Annotated in this window: 17 protein-coding genes; 14 read left to right on the forward strand and 3 right to left on the reverse strand. The window is 43.1% G+C overall.

What is annotated here, in order from left to right:
* The first annotated feature begins 73 nt into the window (after positions 1-73).
* From MKY01_RS16780 to MKY01_RS16805, 6 genes are all read left to right on the forward strand, one after another.
* A complete protein-coding gene (locus tag MKY01_RS16780) occupies positions 74-1939 on the forward strand; it encodes a beta-glucoside-specific PTS transporter subunit IIABC (protein ID WP_282321242.1) in 1866 nt (621 codons plus the stop codon).
* 13 nt (positions 1940-1952) lie between these two features.
* Entirely contained in the window at positions 1953-3413 is a 1461-nt protein-coding gene (locus MKY01_RS16785; protein ID WP_253508822.1) for a glycoside hydrolase family 1 protein, read from the forward strand.
* Positions 3414-3699: 286 nt separating this feature from the next.
* Positions 3700-4938 carry a DNA polymerase IV gene (locus tag MKY01_RS16790; protein WP_282322162.1) on the forward strand — a complete coding sequence of 413 codons (1239 nt, stop codon included), beginning with the start codon at positions 3700-3702 and terminating at the stop codon, positions 4936-4938.
* Positions 4935-5282, forward strand: a complete 348-nt coding sequence (locus MKY01_RS16795) for a YolD-like family protein (RefSeq protein WP_100527527.1) — start codon at positions 4935-4937, stop codon at positions 5280-5282. The genes MKY01_RS16790 and MKY01_RS16795 overlap by 4 nt, the downstream gene beginning before the upstream one ends.
* Position 5283: 1 nt before the next feature.
* Positions 5284-5652 carry a hypothetical protein gene (locus MKY01_RS16800; RefSeq protein WP_091029878.1) on the forward strand — a complete coding sequence of 123 codons (369 nt, stop codon included), beginning with the start codon at positions 5284-5286 and terminating at the stop codon, positions 5650-5652.
* A gap of 364 nt (positions 5653-6016) precedes the next feature.
* Positions 6017-6850, forward strand: coding sequence for a radical SAM protein (locus tag MKY01_RS16805; protein ID WP_339282708.1), 834 nt, complete (start codon positions 6017-6019; stop codon positions 6848-6850).
* Between the two features lie 196 nt (positions 6851-7046).
* Here the strand turns inward: MKY01_RS16805 and MKY01_RS16810 are convergent, their stop codons facing one another.
* Entirely contained in the window at positions 7047-7403 is a 357-nt protein-coding gene (locus MKY01_RS16810; protein WP_036613919.1) for a helix-turn-helix domain-containing protein, read from the reverse strand.
* A 368-nt stretch (positions 7404-7771) separates the two neighbouring features.
* Here MKY01_RS16810 and MKY01_RS16815 point away from each other — a divergent pair, with 368 nt between their 5' ends.
* Positions 7772-8191: an ester cyclase gene (locus tag MKY01_RS16815; RefSeq protein WP_076317746.1), complete on the forward strand. Its 420-nt coding sequence runs from the start codon at positions 7772-7774 to the stop codon at positions 8189-8191.
* An 82-nt stretch (positions 8192-8273) separates the two neighbouring features.
* Here the strand turns inward: MKY01_RS16815 and MKY01_RS16820 are convergent, their stop codons facing one another.
* Positions 8274-9584 (reverse strand): amidohydrolase family protein, encoded by a 1311-nt coding sequence (locus MKY01_RS16820; RefSeq protein ID WP_127549440.1) that lies wholly within the window; start codon positions 9582-9584, stop codon positions 8274-8276.
* Positions 9585-9750: 166 nt separating this feature from the next.
* On the opposite strand from MKY01_RS16820, the gene MKY01_RS16825 reads away from it, so the two are divergent.
* From MKY01_RS16825 to MKY01_RS16835, 3 genes are all read left to right on the forward strand, one after another.
* A complete protein-coding gene (locus MKY01_RS16825; RefSeq protein WP_036613915.1) occupies positions 9751-10179 on the forward strand; it encodes a MarR family transcriptional regulator in 429 nt (142 codons plus the stop codon).
* Positions 10180-10342: 163 nt separating this feature from the next.
* Positions 10343-10789: a GNAT family N-acetyltransferase gene (locus tag MKY01_RS16830; protein ID WP_127549270.1), complete on the forward strand. Its 447-nt coding sequence runs from the start codon at positions 10343-10345 to the stop codon at positions 10787-10789.
* A gap of 406 nt (positions 10790-11195) precedes the next feature.
* Positions 11196-11987 carry an SDR family oxidoreductase gene (locus MKY01_RS16835; RefSeq protein ID WP_339282711.1) on the forward strand — a complete coding sequence of 264 codons (792 nt, stop codon included), beginning with the start codon at positions 11196-11198 and terminating at the stop codon, positions 11985-11987.
* A gap of 160 nt (positions 11988-12147) precedes the next feature.
* Here MKY01_RS16835 and MKY01_RS16840 read toward each other — a convergent pair whose 3' ends face one another.
* On the reverse strand, positions 12148-12405 hold the full coding sequence (locus MKY01_RS16840; RefSeq protein ID WP_036613911.1) for a GlsB/YeaQ/YmgE family stress response membrane protein: 258 nt from the start codon (positions 12403-12405) through the stop codon (positions 12148-12150).
* Positions 12406-12604: 199 nt separating this feature from the next.
* On the opposite strand from MKY01_RS16840, the gene MKY01_RS16845 reads away from it, so the two are divergent.
* The 4 genes from MKY01_RS16845 to MKY01_RS16860 all read left to right on the forward strand — a co-directional run bounded on the left by MKY01_RS16845 (position 12605) and on the right by MKY01_RS16860 (position 19917).
* Positions 12605-14257, forward strand: coding sequence for an extracellular solute-binding protein (locus tag MKY01_RS16845; RefSeq protein ID WP_339287199.1), 1653 nt, complete (start codon positions 12605-12607; stop codon positions 14255-14257).
* A 74-nt stretch (positions 14258-14331) separates the two neighbouring features.
* Positions 14332-16170 (forward strand): histidine kinase, encoded by a 1839-nt coding sequence (locus MKY01_RS16850; RefSeq protein ID WP_339282713.1) that lies wholly within the window; start codon positions 14332-14334, stop codon positions 16168-16170.
* A gap of 3 nt (positions 16171-16173) precedes the next feature.
* Complete coding sequence (locus MKY01_RS16855) at positions 16174-17715, forward strand: response regulator (RefSeq protein ID WP_339282715.1); 1542 nt, start codon at positions 16174-16176, stop codon at positions 17713-17715.
* 153 nt (positions 17716-17868) lie between these two features.
* Positions 17869-19917 (forward strand): glycoside hydrolase family 16 protein, encoded by a 2049-nt coding sequence (locus MKY01_RS16860; RefSeq protein WP_339282716.1) that lies wholly within the window; start codon positions 17869-17871, stop codon positions 19915-19917.
* Positions 19918-19934: the final 17 nt, after the last annotated feature.

Here is a 19934-nt window from a genome sequence, read left to right on the forward strand (position 1 = left end):
TATAGAGCATATCTATATTCGATAGAACTCTAGGTCTTTTTTTGTAGAATAATACATTGAAGGGGGAACAAAAATGAAACATGAACAAACGGCTACCGACATTCTAAAACTTGTTGGTGGTGAAAAAAACATTGAAAGTGTTACACACTGTGCTACCAGGCTGCGCTTTAACTTAAAAGACGAGTCGATTGCAAACAACGAAGCACTGAAAAACTTACAAGGAGTTGTGGGCGTTGCCAGTAGTGGAGGTCAGTATCAGGTCATTATCGGTAATGAGGTCAACAACGTCTATAAAGCCCTTGCGCAACTAGGGAACTTTACAAGCAAGAATGATGCTCCAACTGTGAAAAAAGGAAAAGTCTCCACTGTTCTGGACACGATTTCCGGAATCTTTACACCCATCCTACCGGCGATGATCGGTTGTGCCATGATTAAGGCAGTTCTTCTTATTTTGAAAACCTTTGATCTCGTTGACCTTGACGGTCAATTTAATACGATTATGACTTTCGTCGGGGATGCGGCTTATTACTTCTTGCCAATGCTACTCGCCTGGAGTGCTGCTGTTAAACTTAAAGCTAATGTGGGCTTTGCTTTAACCATTGCGGGTATCTTGTTACATCCTAGCTTTTCGGCGTTAATGTCTGCAGGTGAGCCTGTTACGTTCTTTGGTCTGCCTGTCACACAAGCGACGTATTCTTCTTCCGTTATTCCAATTATTCTAGCCGTATGGATCCTGTCATATGTGGAACGATTTGCTGAAAAGTATTCTCCTTCCGTGATCAAATCCATTTTGAAACCTTTAGTTGTAATCCTTGTTATGGCGCCTCTAACATTAATTATTCTAGGACCATTGGGTGCAATTGCCGGTAACTATCTTGCTTCTGCTGTATCCTATGTCAATACACACGCAGGATGGTTAGTGTCTGGTATTATCGGCGGGGCATTCCCATTCCTGATTCTGACTGGGATGCACTATAGTTTGGGACCTGTTGTCCTCACTGCTTATGCACAAACAAAAACAGATGGCATTGTTGGCCCAGGTATGCTCGTACACAATATTGCTCAAGGTGCAGCTGCGCTCGCGGTCGCATTAAGAACCAAAAATAAAGCGTTTAAACAAGTTGCTTACTCTACCAGCGTAACTGCGCTGTTAGGAATTAGCGAACCTGCATTGTTTGGTGTAAATCTACGGTTGAAAAAACCACTGATCGCTGTTGTCATTGGTGGTATTGTAGGCGGAATATACGTTGGCTTGTTCGGAGTAGCCCGATCTGCTCTAGGCATTGCCGGCTTGGCTACGTTACCAGCATTTATCACAGATAATCCATGGAACCTAATCCATGCAGCAATTGGTCTGGTCATTGGCTTTGTTGTTACCTTCTTGATGACGCTTATTTTAGGATTTGAAGATGTGCCTGAGGATGGAGAGGATCAACAAACACCAGCCAATTCATCTTCAACAAACCGTGTGCCTGTTGTTAGTGTTTCTGAACATGTGCTCATAGCACCAATGACTGGTCGAGTTCTAGAGTTATCAACAATAAAGGACGAAGCCTTTGCAACTGGAGCTATGGGAAAAGGGATCGCCATTGAACCTACAATTGGAAAGCTTGTTTCACCAGCCGATGGTGTCATATCCGCGGTATTCCCTACCTTCCACGCAATCGGTATTAGCTCGAATAATGGCGCTGAACTCCTCGTTCATATCGGCATGAACACGGTGAAGCTGAAAGGTGAACATTTCAAGGTGCATGTACAAGAAGGTGATGAAGTAAAAGCTGGGGATTTACTTATTGAATTCGATACAGATGCAATAGCCGCCAAAGGTTATGATCTGACTACACCTATTATTGTTACGAATTCAGATGACTTTACAGATGTAATTGGTATAGACAAACCATCGATTACGATCGGGGAAAAACTAATTAAGATCATATAAGGAGGAATTTCCAATGAAGAACACAACCGTATTCCCAGACTCTTTTATGTGGGGCGGCGCAACAGCGGCGAATCAATACGAGGGTGCCTGGAACATTGATGGTAAAAAGGCAAGTACAGCAGATATGATGACGGGTGGAACGCATACTACTCCAAGACGGATCACCAAACACATTGAGGAGGGCGTAAACTATCCTTCCCATGAGGCAGTAGACTTTTACCATCATTACAAAGAAGATATCCGTCTGTTTGCAGAGATGGGATTTCGATGCTTCAGAATGTCCATTGCTTGGTCCAGAATATTCCCCAACGGGGACGATGTAACGCCAAATGAAGCAGGACTTCAATTTTACGACAAGGTGTTCAGTGAACTGAAAAAGTATAATATTGAACCTATCGTTACGATCTCACATTACGAAGCTCCGTTTGCGCTAACAGAGAAATTCAATGCCTGGGCTTCCAGAGAGATGATCGACTGCTACGTACGGTATTGTGAGACCATTTTCACCCGTTACAAGGATGTCGTGAAGTACTGGATTACATTTAATGAGATCAATAGTTTAATTGTTCCAGCAGGTGCATATATAGCAGGGGCATTATTAGTTGATGATAGTGGTGTATTTAACAATACGGTTGTGGATAGTACGCAATTAAGATTCCAGGCTTTACATCATCAATTTATAGCAAGTGCAAAAGCAGTCAAGCTTGCTCATGAAATTAATCCGGCGTTCCAAATCGGTTGTATGATTAATTATAGTCATGGTTACGGAAGTACATGTAAACCGGAAGATATGTTGAAGGCTCTGAGAATGGATCAGATTAACAATATGCTGAGCAGCGACGTGCAAGTTAGAGGGGAATACCCTGACTTTGCCAAGAGATATTTTAATGAGAACAATATTCAGATTGAGATGGCAGAAGAAGACGTAGAAGTGCTAAAACAAGGCTGTGTTGATTTCTATAGCTTCAGCTACTACAAGTCTCATGTAGTGGGTACCCGCCCAGAAGGTGATGAGACCCAGGGGAATGTCTTTGGTGGATTCAAAAATCCTTATTTGAAGGCAAATGATTGGGGATGGCAAATCGATCCAGTTGGACTTCGTTACGTACTCAATCATGTGTACGATCGGTATAGAATCCCTGTAATGATCGTTGAAAATGGTCTGGGAGCGGTTGATATCATCGAAGAGGATGGCTCTATCCATGATACGTATAGAATCAATTTCCTGCGAGATCATATCGAACAAATGAGAGAAGCTATCCTCGATGGCGTTAATCTTATCGGCTACACGGCTTGGGGTTGCATCGACATCGTTAGTGCCTCAACTGGCGAAATGGAGAAACGCTACGGATTCATTTATGTAGATAAGAATAACGAGGGCGGAGGTACCCTGAAAAGAAGTAAAAAGGACAGTTTCCACTGGTATAAAAAGGTGATTGAATCCAACGGGGAAAGATTGGATTTGGAAATATAATTTGCACTCGAACGAAAGATGATCCAATCTTTAAATTCCATCAAATAGACCAAGTACTTATCACTTTGTGAGACAAGTACTTGGTTTTTTGTGCATCAATAATAAAACTAAGAATTAATTATTGGGATGGCTAAAGTGGCTGACAATATCCAGTCTACAGTTCATTATGGTGTCCTAGGGTTTTCAAAATCTAAATATAAATATTTACCTCTTGCATAAAGAACATGTGTTCGGTCTATAATGTATACAAACATACGTTCTTAAAAGTACAGGAGTGATTTCAGTGTTGACTAAGCAACGAACCATTATGCTCATTGATATGCAGAGCTTTTATGCTTCAGTCGAAAAGGCAAAAATGCCTCAATACAAAAATAGACCATTAGCTGTTGCGGGAGACCCCGCAAGACGCTCTGGAATTATCCTTGCCGCTTGTCCACTAGCCAAAGCGAAGGGTGTGTCTACCGCGGAACCACTCTGGCAGTCTCTTCAGAAGTGCCCTGAACTGATCATTGTGAGACCACACATGCAAGAATATATCGAAGTATCCACTCAAATCATGTCCATTATTGAAGAGTTCACCGATCTGGTCGAACCGTACAGTATAGACGAATTATTCGCTGATTTTACAGGGTCTATGCATCTATTCGGTAATGATCCAGTTGATTTGGCCAAGCAAATTCAAGACAAAATCTATAATGAAACAGGCGTTTACGCGAGTGCTGGCATTGGTGAAAACAAAATCATCAGTAAATTATGCTGCGATATGATCGCTAAAAAAGCAGAGGGGGGTATTTTCCACTTAAAAAAAGAGGAGTTACACCTCCATATTGGAGATAAGCCCATCCGCGATATGTGGGGGATCGGCTCAAGAATGGAAAAACATCTGTGGAAGATGGGCATCCGAACCATTAGAGACCTGGCTAATACGCCTCTTTCCAAACTAAGAAGTAAGTGGGGGGTTAATGGAGAAGTCATCTGGCGAGTCGCAAATGGAATTGACAATTCACCGGTAACCGTCAACACGCACAGTACACAAAAGGATATCGGAAACGGAATGACCCTGCCTAGAGATTTCACAGAGGCTTGGGAGATCGAAGTGGTTATTCTCGATATCTGCACAGAAGTATGCAGAAGAGCCCGCAAAAAGGGACTGATGAGTAGTGTAGTATCCGTAAGTGTATCTGGAGCGGATTTTGACCACCCCACTGGTTTTCACAGGCAGGTTAAACTGTCTGATCCTACAAACATAACCGTTGATGTATGCAAGATAGCCAAACGCATATTTCATCAACACTGGGATGGGCAACCTGTGCGCCGTGTAGGCGTATCCCTGTCTCAATTATCCAAAGCGGATACATATCAACTATCTTTTTTTGATGATCAAGAGCAGAAACGGGCCATTGATCAGGTGATGGACGACATTAAGGATCGATTTGGCGACATTGCCATTCTACGAGCGAGCTCCATTACGGCTGCGGGTCAAGCGATCGATCGAGCATCTAAAATTGGGGGGCATTATAAATGAGCAAAAAACTGGAGGCCAATGGATTATGGGAATCGAGCCGCATGATGCTTCCTCAACATAAAGAACGAATTATACAGCATCGTACTCAAGTTCATTATCTAACGAAACCGCTGATCCATGAAGATGAGTGGGAGATTATTACACAAAATATAGATATGTCGCTCAATTATACATTGCAAGCCACCTTTGAAATATTTACTGAGTCAGGCAATCGGGATATACACGGGATCGTCACTTCAGTCAGTACCTTTGGAAAGAAAATCAAAATTGAAATGGAGAATGGATTTGAATGGGTCGATTTTGATCAATTGGTCGCTGTAAAACTTGAAGAAGGAGGCGTGTAAAGTGCGACAGACTTTCGAGGAACTTTCACTCGTGAAGAGGGTGGTAGAGCTCCCTTATCTTTTAGGTGCTCTGGAGGTAGATAAACATAAAATATACGCTTCAAACTTCAAAATGAAATCTGTGTATGTTGACTACCTGGACGGTACCCAAAAGAAAATTGCTTTAGAAATGTACAAATCAAAACAAAGGCTAAAGGAACATCATATTAAAATCATAGATGAAGTGAGATCTGAGCTGAGTTTAACGGTAGATTATTCGGTGAGAGGTTACATTCATAAAATGACATTATTATGGAGCAAAGTGAAAGTGGATGTAACCTTAATGCTTACCGAACATATGAACGTTGATATTACTGATTTGCTCAAATGAACATAGAAAATAAGAGTCTAACTTATGGGTGCGGCAACAAATACGAGCAGATCTTTCGGTAAACCGGGAATCACAAAAAAGATAAATAAAGAGGCAGAGTAAACTATGTTTGGATGTCAAAGATAAAAAACTTCATTATTATAAATCTGCCCCTGTATTCAGTAAGGACATTCAAAAGAAAAGCCACGAAGGAGGAGGAATAGCAGCAGGTTTAAGACAGTCGAGAAATCAGTAGGATGCCCAATTTCCCGGTTCGCTTGTGGGACGTAATTTTCAAGTCGTCATTTCAAGTAGCATGAGAAATTTTAAGATAAAACGCAAGAGGAGAAGTGGGCATAAAAGTAATTGAGGGGATGGTAGCGTCATGCCAATTGAAATCAAAGACATTGTGTCTAAGAAAATATTAAGTGAAGTAAAAGGTTATCTAGATATTGGTTTTACTCATTCACTAAATCCCTATACGGGTTGTGCATTTGCTTGCGAATACTGTTACGTCAGAGAAATGCCTATTCAAAAGTTTAAGGATATTCCTTGGGGATCGTGGGTGGATGTTAAGAAAAATGCAGCAGAAAACTATCTAAGGGAAGTCTCTCTTCTAAGACGTAAAAATAAACCCATAAGTATATTCATGTCATCAGCCACAGATCCTTATCAACCTGTAGAGCAGAGGGCAAACATTACAAGAAGCCTATTGGAAGAAATGGATAAAAACCCACCAGATTCACTTCAAATTCAAACTAGAAGCCCGCTGGTTGCCAGAGACCTTGATATACTGCTGAAATTAAAGGAAAAATGTAGAATTATGGTTTCAATGACAATCGAGACAGATCGCGAAGACGTGAAACGAATTTTTTCGCCCTATGCTCCTGGAATAGATTTACGAGTTAAAGCCTTGAAAAAGATAAATGATGCAGGGATACATACACAAGTATCTATTTCCCCTGTGCTACCTTTTTCACCTAATTTCGCTAACATGTTACAAGGCATAACTGATCGAATTTGGATTGATACGCTATTGATTGGTGATGGTCAAATGGGGATGAGATCTAAGCGGTTAGGGATGCCACAATTATTTGAGGCGAACGGCTGGGAGAAATGGTACGAGAAAAGAATTCATCTGAAAGTCGAAAAATATTTTAAGGCAAGGTTTCCATCTGAAATTATTCATGTATCCAAAAACAGTGCATATCCATTTTGATTTTAAATAGCCATTCATTTAATGAGGATCTTGCCCGTTTTTTCTTCATGCAATAGAAATATTGCAGAAACTGGTGTTCGAAGATCAACTCTCTCATACGAGTCAATGGAGGACGTATGAGTCCTCCATTGATTTAACTTGAAGATGTAGAGGGATTCATTCTATTTTGAAATGACCGTGGAGTAACAATTTGACATCATTCACTCTGATGAATATCGTTTGGAAGTTCATCATTGAGTTTCTGGTACCCGAGCCCCCATGTTTCCATAGAGAATATAATTGGCTTCAGTGAATTTCCTAAATCACTTAAGCTGTATTCGACTCTCGGAGGGACTTCTGCAAAAACAGTACGAATGACAATTCCGTCCTCTTCCATTGAACGTAAATTTTCAGTGAGAACCTTTTGACTGATCTCCGGGATACTTTTACGAAGTTCTCCGAATCGATGAGTTCCCTTCAAAAGATCCCTCATAACCAATAACTTCCACTTGTTACCTATCAATCCAACTGTCGTTGCGACGGGACACAACGGCAACTCTTTTTTTGAAATCACTACATTATCACCTCCAATAGTTACTATTAGGTTCCTATATAACAAAAAGGTGCCTACTTTCAAAACAATACATTGCTTATATTATAATTCTGTCGATGAAAAATCAAATGAGAATGAATGAAGAGAGGAGGGAGCTTGCAAGAGAGTTTATGCAACTGAGTGACTATTTTTTGAATCATATGTTAACGTTCTTGAATTCTTGGAGACAGCATTTAGAGATCAGTTTATTGGCTCTGCAACCTAAAGATAAAATACTAGTTACAAAAAGGTGCCTATGCAACATTAAGGTGCCTACTTACCAATTATCTAAAGTAGAGATAAAATTTTAATGAAGGCATATGCTCACGAAAATAGAAAGGGGTTTAAATATGACGATTACAGAAAACAAACAATTGATGTATCGTTTCACGAACTTCATTAATACGGCAAGCAAGGAACTTGCTGAAGAATTGATTGCTCCAGATGCTGTTTTTTATGTACCTATGCAAAAAGAACCAATGAATGGTCCAAGTGGTTATCTCTCCATAATTCATATGATGAGATCTGGTTTTTCCGATATACAATGGACTGTTAAGGAGCTGGTAGCAGAAGAGGATCTAGTAGCAGCTCATTTTGTCATGAAGGGCACACAAGACGGAGAGTTTCTCGGGTTTCCACCAACGAGCAAAAAAATCGAAGTAAATGCAATGAATTTTTATCGGATCTCTAATGGCCAAATTATTGAAGAGTATGGTCAACCCGATATGCTTGGCTTGCTTCAACAAATAGGGGCAATTCCAAAAGCATAATTAGATTAAAGTAGAAGAGGGACTGCATTTTGCAATCCCTCTTCTTAGTGATTTTACAATTAGGAAATATAAACTACTAGTTTTAGCCTAGTTTTTGCGAACCATTGAACCACACAGATTTGATTGACAAGGTATCTGAAATATTAGTGATCGGATCACCGTTTATGAGAATAAGATCAGCACGTGCACCTTCGGTAATCCGGCCACGATCTTGTAGACCAAAGCAACGGGCCGGTTTGGAAGTAGCCGACTGAAGAGCTTCGATCGGAGTGAACCCAGCCTTCACCAGCAGCTGCATTTCGTGGTGAACACTGGCCCCATGAGCAAGGCCACCAAGGTTCGGAACGGGAACCGGTGCGACATCCGTCCCTACAAGAATATCAACTCCGGCACGGTGAAGATCCATCACATTTTTGAAGCTGTTCTCCATGTTACCTTGTGGGAATGTATTGAAGCTTGAGTTCAAGATATCGATCCAATCCGGACTTAATTTGGAATGAACTCGTGGATCATTAGCCAATTCTGATGCCGGATTACCTATAATCGATGAATTTAACACCAAGCACGGTGTAACAAAAGCTCCAGAATCAGCTATGGATTTAACCAATTCGGACGTGTACTCGGGTCTGTCGATAAACAAGTGGCCCAAACCGTCGACTCCAAAATCGATGGCTGCTTTCGATGAAAGAGCCGTCAAAACGTGGGCAATGACCAACTTATCGAACTTGTGGGCTTCAGTAACGGCTGTTTTTAGAATCTCGTCACTTAGAACAGGCAGGCCGGGTGCACCCATAACCGTTCCCTCTTCAATCATGATCTTAATATAGTCAGATCCATTCTCCACTTGGGTATGCACATGTTTGATCGCTTCATCAACCGTCGTCACTTGAGGTATTTCGTCGTGATCGTGAGCGTAGGCGGCTAACATTGCTTCCCGGTCTTCCTCCGATAGCTTCTCTAGTTCCTTTAATACGAATTCAGGTATTTCATCTCCATCAGGTAGTAATTCATCTGGGTGCCCACCAGGAGCGGTAATCGCTGTCCCAGCAGATCGGACGTCTGCGATGTCATCCACATTTTTTAGCTGAATTTCGCGCCCTCTTTTAGTAAAATCGCCGTTCATTTCTAGTTCTGTTGTAACACCGAATTTTAAGGCATCTCGTAATCCACCAATGGAGGTATGGACATGTGCATCAATCAGACCAGGTATTAATGTCGCATTTTCTCCATCGATAATTGTTGCATCGCTTGGGATGTCTCCGCCCACTGAAATAATGGAAACCCCTTTAATGACAATATGTCTGGGAGCAATAATCTGATATCCATCAAAGATTCGTACATTTGTAATCGCCGTAATTTCTTCTAACCCAGCATTCTGATTTAATTTCTCCATCATAACTCCTCCTAATGTGTTTGTGTTTCAACACTTCGGAGTATAACTGTTAGATATCTAACAGTCAATAGTCTAACTTTTGTTTGACAAGCCTACTGGGATCACTGTATATTTTAGCTACTTACAATTAGATTCCTAACAATTACAGAGGGGACGATGGACGGTCATGCCTTCCCGAGAAGATACGCCTTATATGGAGTTGTTTCAAATTATCGGTCTTAAGTTAAAGAAAAGAGCGGATGAGAGTATAAAAGAACTAGGATTAAGTTCTCAACAAGGAAAAGTAATCGATTATATTTATGAGAATCAAGATAATCATATTATTCAAAAGGATCTTGCAGATCGGTTTCATCTGCGTGGGGCAAGCGTTACAAGCATGCTTCAAGGTCTAGAGCAAAAAGGTTTCATCGAACGTAAAATCCCGGCCAATAATGAACGGCAAAAAAATATTTATGTATTACCAAAAGCGGTTGACTTGATTGAAGACTTCAATAACTCATTTCAAAAAGTGGAGGATGAAATCGTTCAAGCCCTTAATGACGAGGAGAAGCAAATCTTAAAGAAATTACTGATCAGAATTAATGAACGCATATAATAGACTGGCAGGCAGAGGTAACTGGTGGCCATAGAACACTGATGACATTGATTTCTCATCAGGAATTATTACTTACAATGGAACGGAAATCTTGGATCAAGAAGATATTTTTCAAGTCAATACTGCATCGTTTGAAAATCTTTCTATTTAAGGCGGTATATTAATGAACAAACTTGAAATTAAAGTATCTAACTATAATCCCAAGTATGCTGAACATACAGTGAAAATGTGGAGAGATAGTAAGGAACGGGCAATTGGTCAGGCTGAAACCCATAGCTTCGAAAACCATCTATATTTTTTAAATCATATACTATCTAAACAGTATCAAATAGATTTAGCGTTAATTGATGAAAAAGTAGTTGGAATGATTGCCTATAGTGAAACTGAGATAAGCCAACTTTATATTCATATTGATTATCAAGGGAATGGAATAGGGCGAACCTTGCTTAATAAAGCAAAAGCACAAGCAAATGGAAAATTAACTTTATATACATTTGAAGTGAATAAAGATGCCCAAAAATTTTATGAGAATAATGGATTTGAAATTACTGGTAGAGGACAAGAAAATGAAGAGAATTTACCTGATATACGATATGAATTGAAGTTGTAAAAATCGAATATAAAGTTACATTCAAAAAAGTGAACAGTCTGCAGGTTAGCAGGATGCTTGACCACCCAACCATTTTCACTGGAAATGTGATCCCATGTATTTATCTTGACAGTAATTGAGTCTGACTCGTAATATTTGAAGTGGAGATGTAGGAAAGGGGACTCGCCGGACCATGTGGACTTCCTTGTAATGGTTATCTAAACTGGATCGCTCGACTTGGTGTTTTGGTTATAACCACACGCCTCGTTTGTGATGCCGATCCGCAATCATTCAAGGGACGCGAGGAACCGTTTGAATCAAACCCGGGCGCGGATACTTGATGTATCCGCTTTTTGTTATACCTAGGATAATTCCATCTCCAATGAAAAATGGTTTTCTCCCTCCCTTATTAAACGGAGGTAATAAAATGACCAAACTATACGGAAAAACCGCTATTGTGACAGGCACAAGCCGCCCCGGAGGTATTGGAACCGCTGTCTGCCGCACGTTGGCACAAGAAGGCGCTAATGTGTTCTATACCCATCTGTACGATTACGATAAAACAGAGAATCCGGGGGATGCCGACAAAAACTGGCCGGATCTCTTTGCCGAAGAACTTCGCTCCTATGGCGTTAAGGCAGCGCATATGGAGGTCGATCTTACCGATCCCAATTCTCCAGCGCAACTGCTTGATGCATGCCGATCGGCTCTCGGGCTGCCGACCATTCTCGTCAACAATGCTACCTACAGCGTATCAGCTGATTTCCGTCAATTGACTGCATCACTGATCGATGCGCACTGCGCCATGAACATTCGAGGTACGTTCATGTTATCGGCCGAATTTGCGCGTATGCTGGAGGTTGAACTGGCCGGCCGTCAGGACCTTTGCGGCGGCCGGATCATCAACCTCACGTCCGGTCAAGGTAAGGGGCCGATGCCTGGCAATCTCGCTTATGCCGCAACAAAAGGCGCTGTCTCCACCTTTACCGAATGTCTATCTGCTGAACTGGCTCCGTTTCACATTACTGTGAATGCGGTTGATCCCGGTCCTACCGATACGGGTTGGATGTCGGAAGAAGTGAAAAAAGCTTTGCTACCGGGATTTCCGATGGGCAGGATCGGTCTTCCTGAAGATGTATCCCGTCTGATTGCTTTTCTGGCAAGCGACGATTCCCAATGGATCACCGGACAAATCATTCATTCTAGAGGTGGATTCTAATTTCCATAAAACCAAAGGAGGCCGCCGATCAACAGGATCGGCGGCTTTATTCGACTACCGGGTGGAAACTACGCTTTGTGAAGAAGATGATGCAACGGTGGCGAAAGAAGCTTTACGTCAATACCCAATCAATTGGGTAAAAACTTGTCGTCTCCGCCTGTTAACGTCTTCGGAACGCTCCAGCGCGCGCCAGAGCATAGAAAATCAAGAGAGCAATGATTGACCCGACGATCGCGGGTATGATATGAAATCCACCCACCACCGGCCCCCTCGGTCCCAACAGTTCATACCCTAACCACGATCCAACAAAACCAGCAATGATATTTCCAAGTACGCCTCCCGGCACGTCCCGTCCAATCAGATTTCCACTTAACCAGCCAATTAGCCCACCGACAATAAGTATCCAGATTAAATACACGAATTGGTCTCCCTTCCATTGATTTATTACAAGTTATGTTTCGTTAGGGGGAATGTTGCGGATCATCTGCGAATCGACCACTAAACCATTTCCATTTTAATCCAAGGGTAGTAAAATCGGTTGTACCACCACGAGTATGAATGCTGATGCAGATGGGGATTGGAGATCGCCAGTATAGGAAGGAGGCACTTAGGTGTTCATGTTTCGAAGTCCTTTTATTATAGCCTTATTGATGATGTGTCTGATGTCAGGCTTAACTGCTTGTTCTGAGTCAGAGCAATCGGAAGATAGGGGTGCTTCGACAAAGGTTGACTTCACGGAGCAGATACAGAGCCTTAATCTGAATCAGGAAGAACCGTCATGGAAGCTGGATACCACCCCCGTGAATCTAACGTGGTTCGTTGGAGCCGAATGGTACGGGCACACTTGGGGTGAGAGCCTAACTTCCAAATATGTCACCCAAAAAACAGGGGTCAATATCGAATTTGAAGTATCAACTGGTGAACCAAGCGAGATGTTATCACGGATGTTGACGACCGGTAGTCTGCCGGATCTGATAACCATCGGCTCTTGGGAGAGTGCGGTTAACAAACTTCGGGAGAGTAATCTCATCTATGCCCTGGATGAGCTAGCCAACAAGTATGATCCTTACTTTTACAAGGTAGCAGGTGACGGTGCTCTACAATGGTATCGGCAAGAAGACGGCCATACCTATGTCATCCCCAATGATGCGTACAGTCCCGAACAGATGCGTTCAACCGGCTTGACGGGAGCGAACCAAACCTTTCTCGTACGTAAAGATCTGTATGAGTCGATGGGCAAACCGGACCTTACCACACCGAAAGGTTTTCTAAATGTATTGCAATTGCTGAAGAATCAATATTCTGTTTATAAAGGTCAGCTGATCAGTCCGTTTTGGGCACAGGGGAATGCATCCTATGGGATGACCGAATATTTGCAAAATCTGCTTGCGATCCCCCATGAACAGAACGGTAAAGTATACGACCGAATGACAGATCCCGATTATATGGAGTGGCTGAAAACATTTCGTACCGCTTACGAGCAGGGCCTGATTAATGTTGATTTTCTGGTCGACTCCAGTGCACAGGTGCAGGAAAAAACCAACCAAGCCCAATATTTTATGATGATTCGGGAATGGACAGACATATCGGACCTTAATTCGAAATTGGAAGTCCTTACGAATCAGAATTCATACTATATTGCTGTAGATGGACCCCGGAGTAGCAGGGGGGAATCCGCCAAACTGTTTCCCGGCAGCATGGATGGCTGGATGGTTACGATGATTAGCAAATCAACGGAAAACCCTGAACGGGCCATTCGATTTTTGACCTATCTGGCCAGCGAAGAAGGCCAAAGGGATTTATTTTTGGGCAAAGAAGGTGAAACCTGGGCGATGAAGAACGGCAAACCGCAGTTGACGGCGGCAATGGTTCAGTTGCATGACACGGATCGGGAGCGGCTGGAAAAGGAATATGGCATTATGGATACCTACTGGATGCTGCGAAACCCTGCTTTCGTTAACAAGTGGAGACCAGAGAATGCCCCATCCATTAAGCAAATGGAGGAGTTCGCCAACCAACAGGCCGATCTGAACAGCGGCATCTATAAGGGACTAGATCCTATAGGGGATTCCGATATCGCGTTAGCCTGGTCACGTATTTCTCAGAATTGGGAAGAAGTGCTGCCAGAACTGATTACAGCGAAGGATGAAGCTGCCTTTGACAAAATTTTTGAGAATTTTCTGATACGTCGTGTGAACTACGGCTTTAACCAGGTGATGGAATATCGCCAGGCTGAACTGGAACTGCGAAAAGCCAAGATAGCCAGATAACCATTCCTACTACATTGTTAATTATCAGCTAACTAGTAATATATGGTATAACCAAAGGTGGTGAATACATCAGAATGAAATACCTACTAACGAGATTGAGGAAGCTTTATCGCAATGCCCGTATATCCCAAAAGCTGTTTCTGGCATTTAGCCTGATGATTGCCATACCTGTTATTTTGATATCCTTTGTGTATATCCGCATGCAAGAAACCCAGCTATATAAGGATGCTATGGCAACGGGCAACAGCCACGTTTCATGGCTGAATGAACAATTGCGCAGAAGAATGGATATGATTGAGAACGCTTCCAATACAGCCCTTACTCAAAAGTCATTTGTGGATTTTATTCATTCCAATATGCTTGTGGATGGACTGCGTCTGGTGAAGTTTAAGCAGAACCAGTTTGAGCAAATGCTTAATATCATTCAAAGCAATGCGATGATCAGTGAGCTTAGCTTTTACGTTGATAACCCAAACTTGTATGAAATCTGGCCTGAAATCTATCATTATAAGAAATTTTGGCCGCAGGATTACTGGGTAAAGCTTCGGGACGAAGGTGGTGCGGCTTACCGTTTATTTTCTTTTAGGGATGGTGAACACACATTATCCTACTATCGTCTGGTTCGCCTTCAAGGGCAGGAGCAAAAACGCCCTAGTATTATGGAAGTGCGAGCCCCGCACAGCATGTTTTTCAGCGACCTGCTCCAGGAGAGCAAGGGGGACTTCTTTTCGGTGTTGATGAACGCAAGCGATCCTCCCCAATATGTTTACAATCCCCAACATGAGTTTTCTGAGAAATACGGGCAGGGGATGGAGGAGATCCTTGGCAGTATTCATCGCCAGCTGGATATATTGCCGCAGGAAAGCCCGCTTCAGGTTAAGGTGGGAGATCAGAGCTTCTATGCATTGTATCGATACATCGCTCCGTTGAACACTTATGTGGTCGAGATTGCTTCCCATCAGGCATTGATGAAGGGGCCGCGCAGTTGGTATGCATTTGTGGTAACGATTACATTATGTGTTTTGCTGCTCATTATGTTACTCGTATCCCAAACGACGCGGCGTATTTTCCGGCGGTTGGACAGCGTACTGGTATCCATGCGTCAGGTAGGGAAAGGCGAGCTGGATGCAATGATTGATATAGGCCTTGATGAGAACGAAAGAGGGGATGAAATCGATGAGGTGGCGGTGAATTACAATAAAATGTTACATGAGGTCAAACGTCTAATGACACAGGTCGTGGATAAGCAGTTAATTGCCAAAAACGCACAGTTGCACTCCCTGCATTCGCAGATTAATTCTCATTTTTTATATAACGCCCTGGAATCGATCCGTATGGTGGCAGAGGTACAGAGGCAGCCTGCGATAGCCAATTCATTGGTGTCATTGGGCTCCCAGCTACGTTACAGCATGCAGTGGCACAGCGATACCGTTGCTTTTCGTGAGGAGCTTGCCAATATCCAAAGTTATATTGAATTTATCAACTTTATGGAAGGCGGCAGTATCGTTATGACGGCGGATATTCCTCCGGAGATACTTCGCTACGCCATTCCCAAGATGTGTATGCAGCCTATCGTTGAAAATGTAGTTCATCACGGGGCACCTTCAGGCGGCAGGGTAACTATAGAGATTACCTTTTCTGTGGAGAATGACAGTCTGCTTTTCATTAACATAAGAGATGACGGAAAGGGGTTAGAGCCTGAGATGTTACACCGTCTTCAGGCATTACTGCGGAGCGAATCGGATACACCGATGGTTACTAGCAGGAGCGGACTTGGTTTGGAAAACGTGAATAAGCGATTGCAGCTTCATTATGGCAAGAATTGCGGTCTTTGGATTGATAGTGTGCAAGGTGCATATACCTGCGTAACGATACGCTTGCCTTGGGAAAATGTAAATCTTGGAGGGTGGTAGAGCATGATTAATATCCTGATTGTGGACGATCAAAAACACATTCGTGACGGCCTGCAGGCCATGCTGCATCAATTTCCTCTGGAGCTGAACAACATATACTGTGCCGCGAGTGGGATTGAGGCGCTGTCCCTATTGCAGCAGCATTGCATTCACATCGTTATTACCGATATTATGATGCCCGATATGGATGGGTTGACGCTCATGGCTCAAACCAAAGAGGAATACATGGATGTGGAATACCTCATTATCAGCGGTTATAGTGATTTTACATATGCCCAACAAGCTATCGGGCTTGGTGCAAAGGGTTACTTGCTCAAACCTTTGAAGCGAGAGGATCTGCAACATTCCCTGGAGCATGTATGGCAAGAGATCCAGACACGGCAGGCACTTACGCATAATATGCAGCGTGTATCCCGCCTCGCCCAAGAGACCGATCGTAAAGAATTAAGAATGTTTATGCAAGGTGCGTTAAGTGATGACTCATGGATCCTTCAGATTGAGGAACAAAATGATGCGTTATGGCGTAATTATCGTCTAGCCCTGCTGCGGGAAGAAGTTTGCATTAACCAGCCCGGAGCCAGCAGCGCCCATAGCATGGAAGCCATTGCTTATCGTGTGTTTGGCAGACAAGGTTGTATTTGCCTGCAGCATCGCCCATACCTGATCCTTGCGGTGGATGCGTCCATAGATTCAAGTGTTTTGCCTGCAGCGCTCAAGGAAGGAAAGATCAATGTCATAACAGCCATGACTAACCCGATGCAGGGGTTAAAAGAACTACCCGACAGCTATACCCAAGTGCTTGAGCTCTATCGCCACAGTTACCTGTTTCCTGATCAGTACAGTATCTCCCCAGCACATATTGAGCATATGGAACAGCAGTGGCAACTGCCCTATGAAGACTTATATGAACTGTTCCAGTCGATTGGAACAGATAACAGCGGAACAATTACTCAGGGTATTTCTGCAATATTTCACAAAAAGGTGCTGCAACGTTATCCTATTCGCTATACCCAACAGCTCTGCGCCGCCACCGTTCAGATGATGGAGGAATACCAACGAGTTATCCACCCTTATATGAGGGAAGAAGTGCTGGATCTTGAATCCTTGCGTAACCTCTTTGATTATCAAGGGATGCGTGAGTATATACAAGCACTGCAACAGCAGCTGCTTCGGCTGAATCAGTTATATTATGACTATAAGTGCAGCTATCGCCATTCGCAGGATCTTAATGAAGCCATTCGTTTTATACACGAGAGTTACCACAAACCGCTGGACCTCGCGATGGTATCCAATCATGTATCGCTTAATTATGCTTATTTTTCAAATCTGTTTAAGAAGAATATTGGTAAAGGTTTTGCTGAATACCTACGAGATGTGCGTCTGGATAAAGCGCGGCGGCTTCTCGCCGAAACCGATCATAAAATTGTGGAGGTGGCTGCTATGGTTGGATATGAAAGCTACAAAAGCTTTACACGCGCGTTCCGACTTGTGATGCAGATCCAACCCACAGAGTACCGACAGATGATGCGGCAGAAGGCAGATTGAATCAAAAGCCAAAAAAATGGGATACCACAAAAACAATTGTACCTTTTCAGCAAATGAACCTATTCGATAGAATAAAGATACTCCCACTTGTAAGCGATTACCTTTATGCGCATAGATTGGGAGAAACTATTATCCTATCAAAGGAGGGCAATCATGAAACCATCTCACTTTACGGCGAAACGGTTTATGAAAAAGGTACTCGGTATGTTCCTTGTGGTTGTGATGCTGGCTAGTATTGGCATACTGCCAGCTTCAAAGGTTCAGGCAGCGGGAACTACCGTAACCTCAATGGAGTACTTCTCACCAGCAGACGGGCCTGTTATTTCTAAATCTGGGGTTGGCAAGGCCAGCTACGGATTTGTTATGCCTAAGTTCAATGGAGGCTCTGCGACATGGAATGATGTTCACAGTGATGTGGGCGTTAATGTAAAAGTGGGAAACAACTGGGTTGATATCGACCAGGCAGGCGGTTATATTTATAACCAAAACTGGGGACACTGGAGCGATGGCGGTTTCAACGGCTATTGGTTCACCCTCTCCGCAACAACCGAGATTCAGCTGTACTCCAAAGCGAATGGTGTTAAGCTGGAGTATCAACTTGTATTCCAAAATATTAACAAAACAACCATCACAGCGATGAATGCGACACAAGGTCCACAAATCACAGCAAGTTTCACAGGCGGTGCAGGCTTTACATATCCAACGTTCAACAATAAACCTGCAATCACTTATGAAGCTGTTGCGGATGATTTGAAGGTCTATGTCAAACCTGTAAACAGCAGCACTTGGATTGATATTGACAATAACGCAGCCAGCGGCTGGATCTACGATCACAATTTTGGCCAATTCACGGATGGCGGCGGTGGGTATTGGTTTAACGTAACCGAGTCGATCAATGTCAAATTAGAATCAAAGACTTCTTCGGCTAATCTTGTTTATACCATTACGTTTAATGAACCTACAAGAAATTCATATGTCATTACGCCATACGAAGGAACAACCTTCACAGCAGATGCGAATGGTTCCATTGGGGTTCCGCTTCCCAAAATTGATGGGGGCGCGCCAATCGCCAAGGAACTAGGCAACTTCGTATACCAGATTAACATCAATGGGCAATGGGTTGATTTGAGTAACTCCAGCCAGAGCAAATTTGCATACTCCGGTAATGGGTATAACAATATGTCCGATGCCAACCAGTGGGGTTACTGGGCCGATTATATCTATGGTCTTTGGTTCCAGCCAATCCAAGAAAATATGCAGATCCGTATCGGATATCCGCTGAACGGACAGGCGGGTGGAAATATTGGCAACAACTTCGTGAACTATACTTTCATCGGCAATCCAAATGCTCCGCGTCCGGATGTATCCGATCAAGAGGATATCTCAATCGGAACGCCAACCGACCCGGCAATCGCGGACATGAACCTCATTTGGCAGGATGAATTCAACGGAACTACGCTGGATACAAATAAATGGAACTATGAAACAGGATATTATCTCAATAACGATCCCGGTACTTGGGGATGGGGAAATGCAGAACTGCAGCACTACACAAACAGCACTCAAAATGTTTATGTACAGGACGGCAAGCTAAATATCAAAGCCATGAACGACAGCAAATCTTTCCCACAAGACCCGAATCGGTATGCACAGTATTCTTCGGGAAAGATTAACACCAAGGATAAGCTGTCCTTGAAATACGGCAGAGTCGATTTTCGTGCCAAGCTTCCTACAGGTGATGGTGTATGGCCAGCACTGTGGATGCTTCCAAAAGATTCAGTATACGGCACTTGGGCTGCATCAGGTGAAATTGATGTTATGGAAGCGAGAGGCCGTCTGCCTGGATCAGTAAGCGGTACCATACACTTTGGTGGACAATGGCCCGGGAACCAGTATTCCGGCGGCGATTATCACTTCCCGGAGGGGCAAACTTTTGCCAATGATTATCATGTATACTCGGTAGTCTGGGAAGAGGACAACATTAAATGGTATGTAGACGGCAAGTTTTACTATAAAGTCACTAACGAGCAGTGGTATTCCGCAGCTGCACCGAATAATCCGAATGCACCTTTTGATGAGCCGTTCTACCTCATTATGAACTTGGCAATCGGTGGAAACTTTGACGGCGGCCGTACCCCGAACGCCTCCGATATCCCGGCGACGATGCAAGTGGATTATGTACGCGTGTATAAAGAACAGTAATTTGCGATTTCGGATAC

The sequence above is a fragment of the Paenibacillus sp. FSL R5-0486 genome, from assembly GCF_037975155.1.
GTDB lineage: Bacteria > Bacillota > Bacilli > Paenibacillales > Paenibacillaceae > Paenibacillus > Paenibacillus amylolyticus.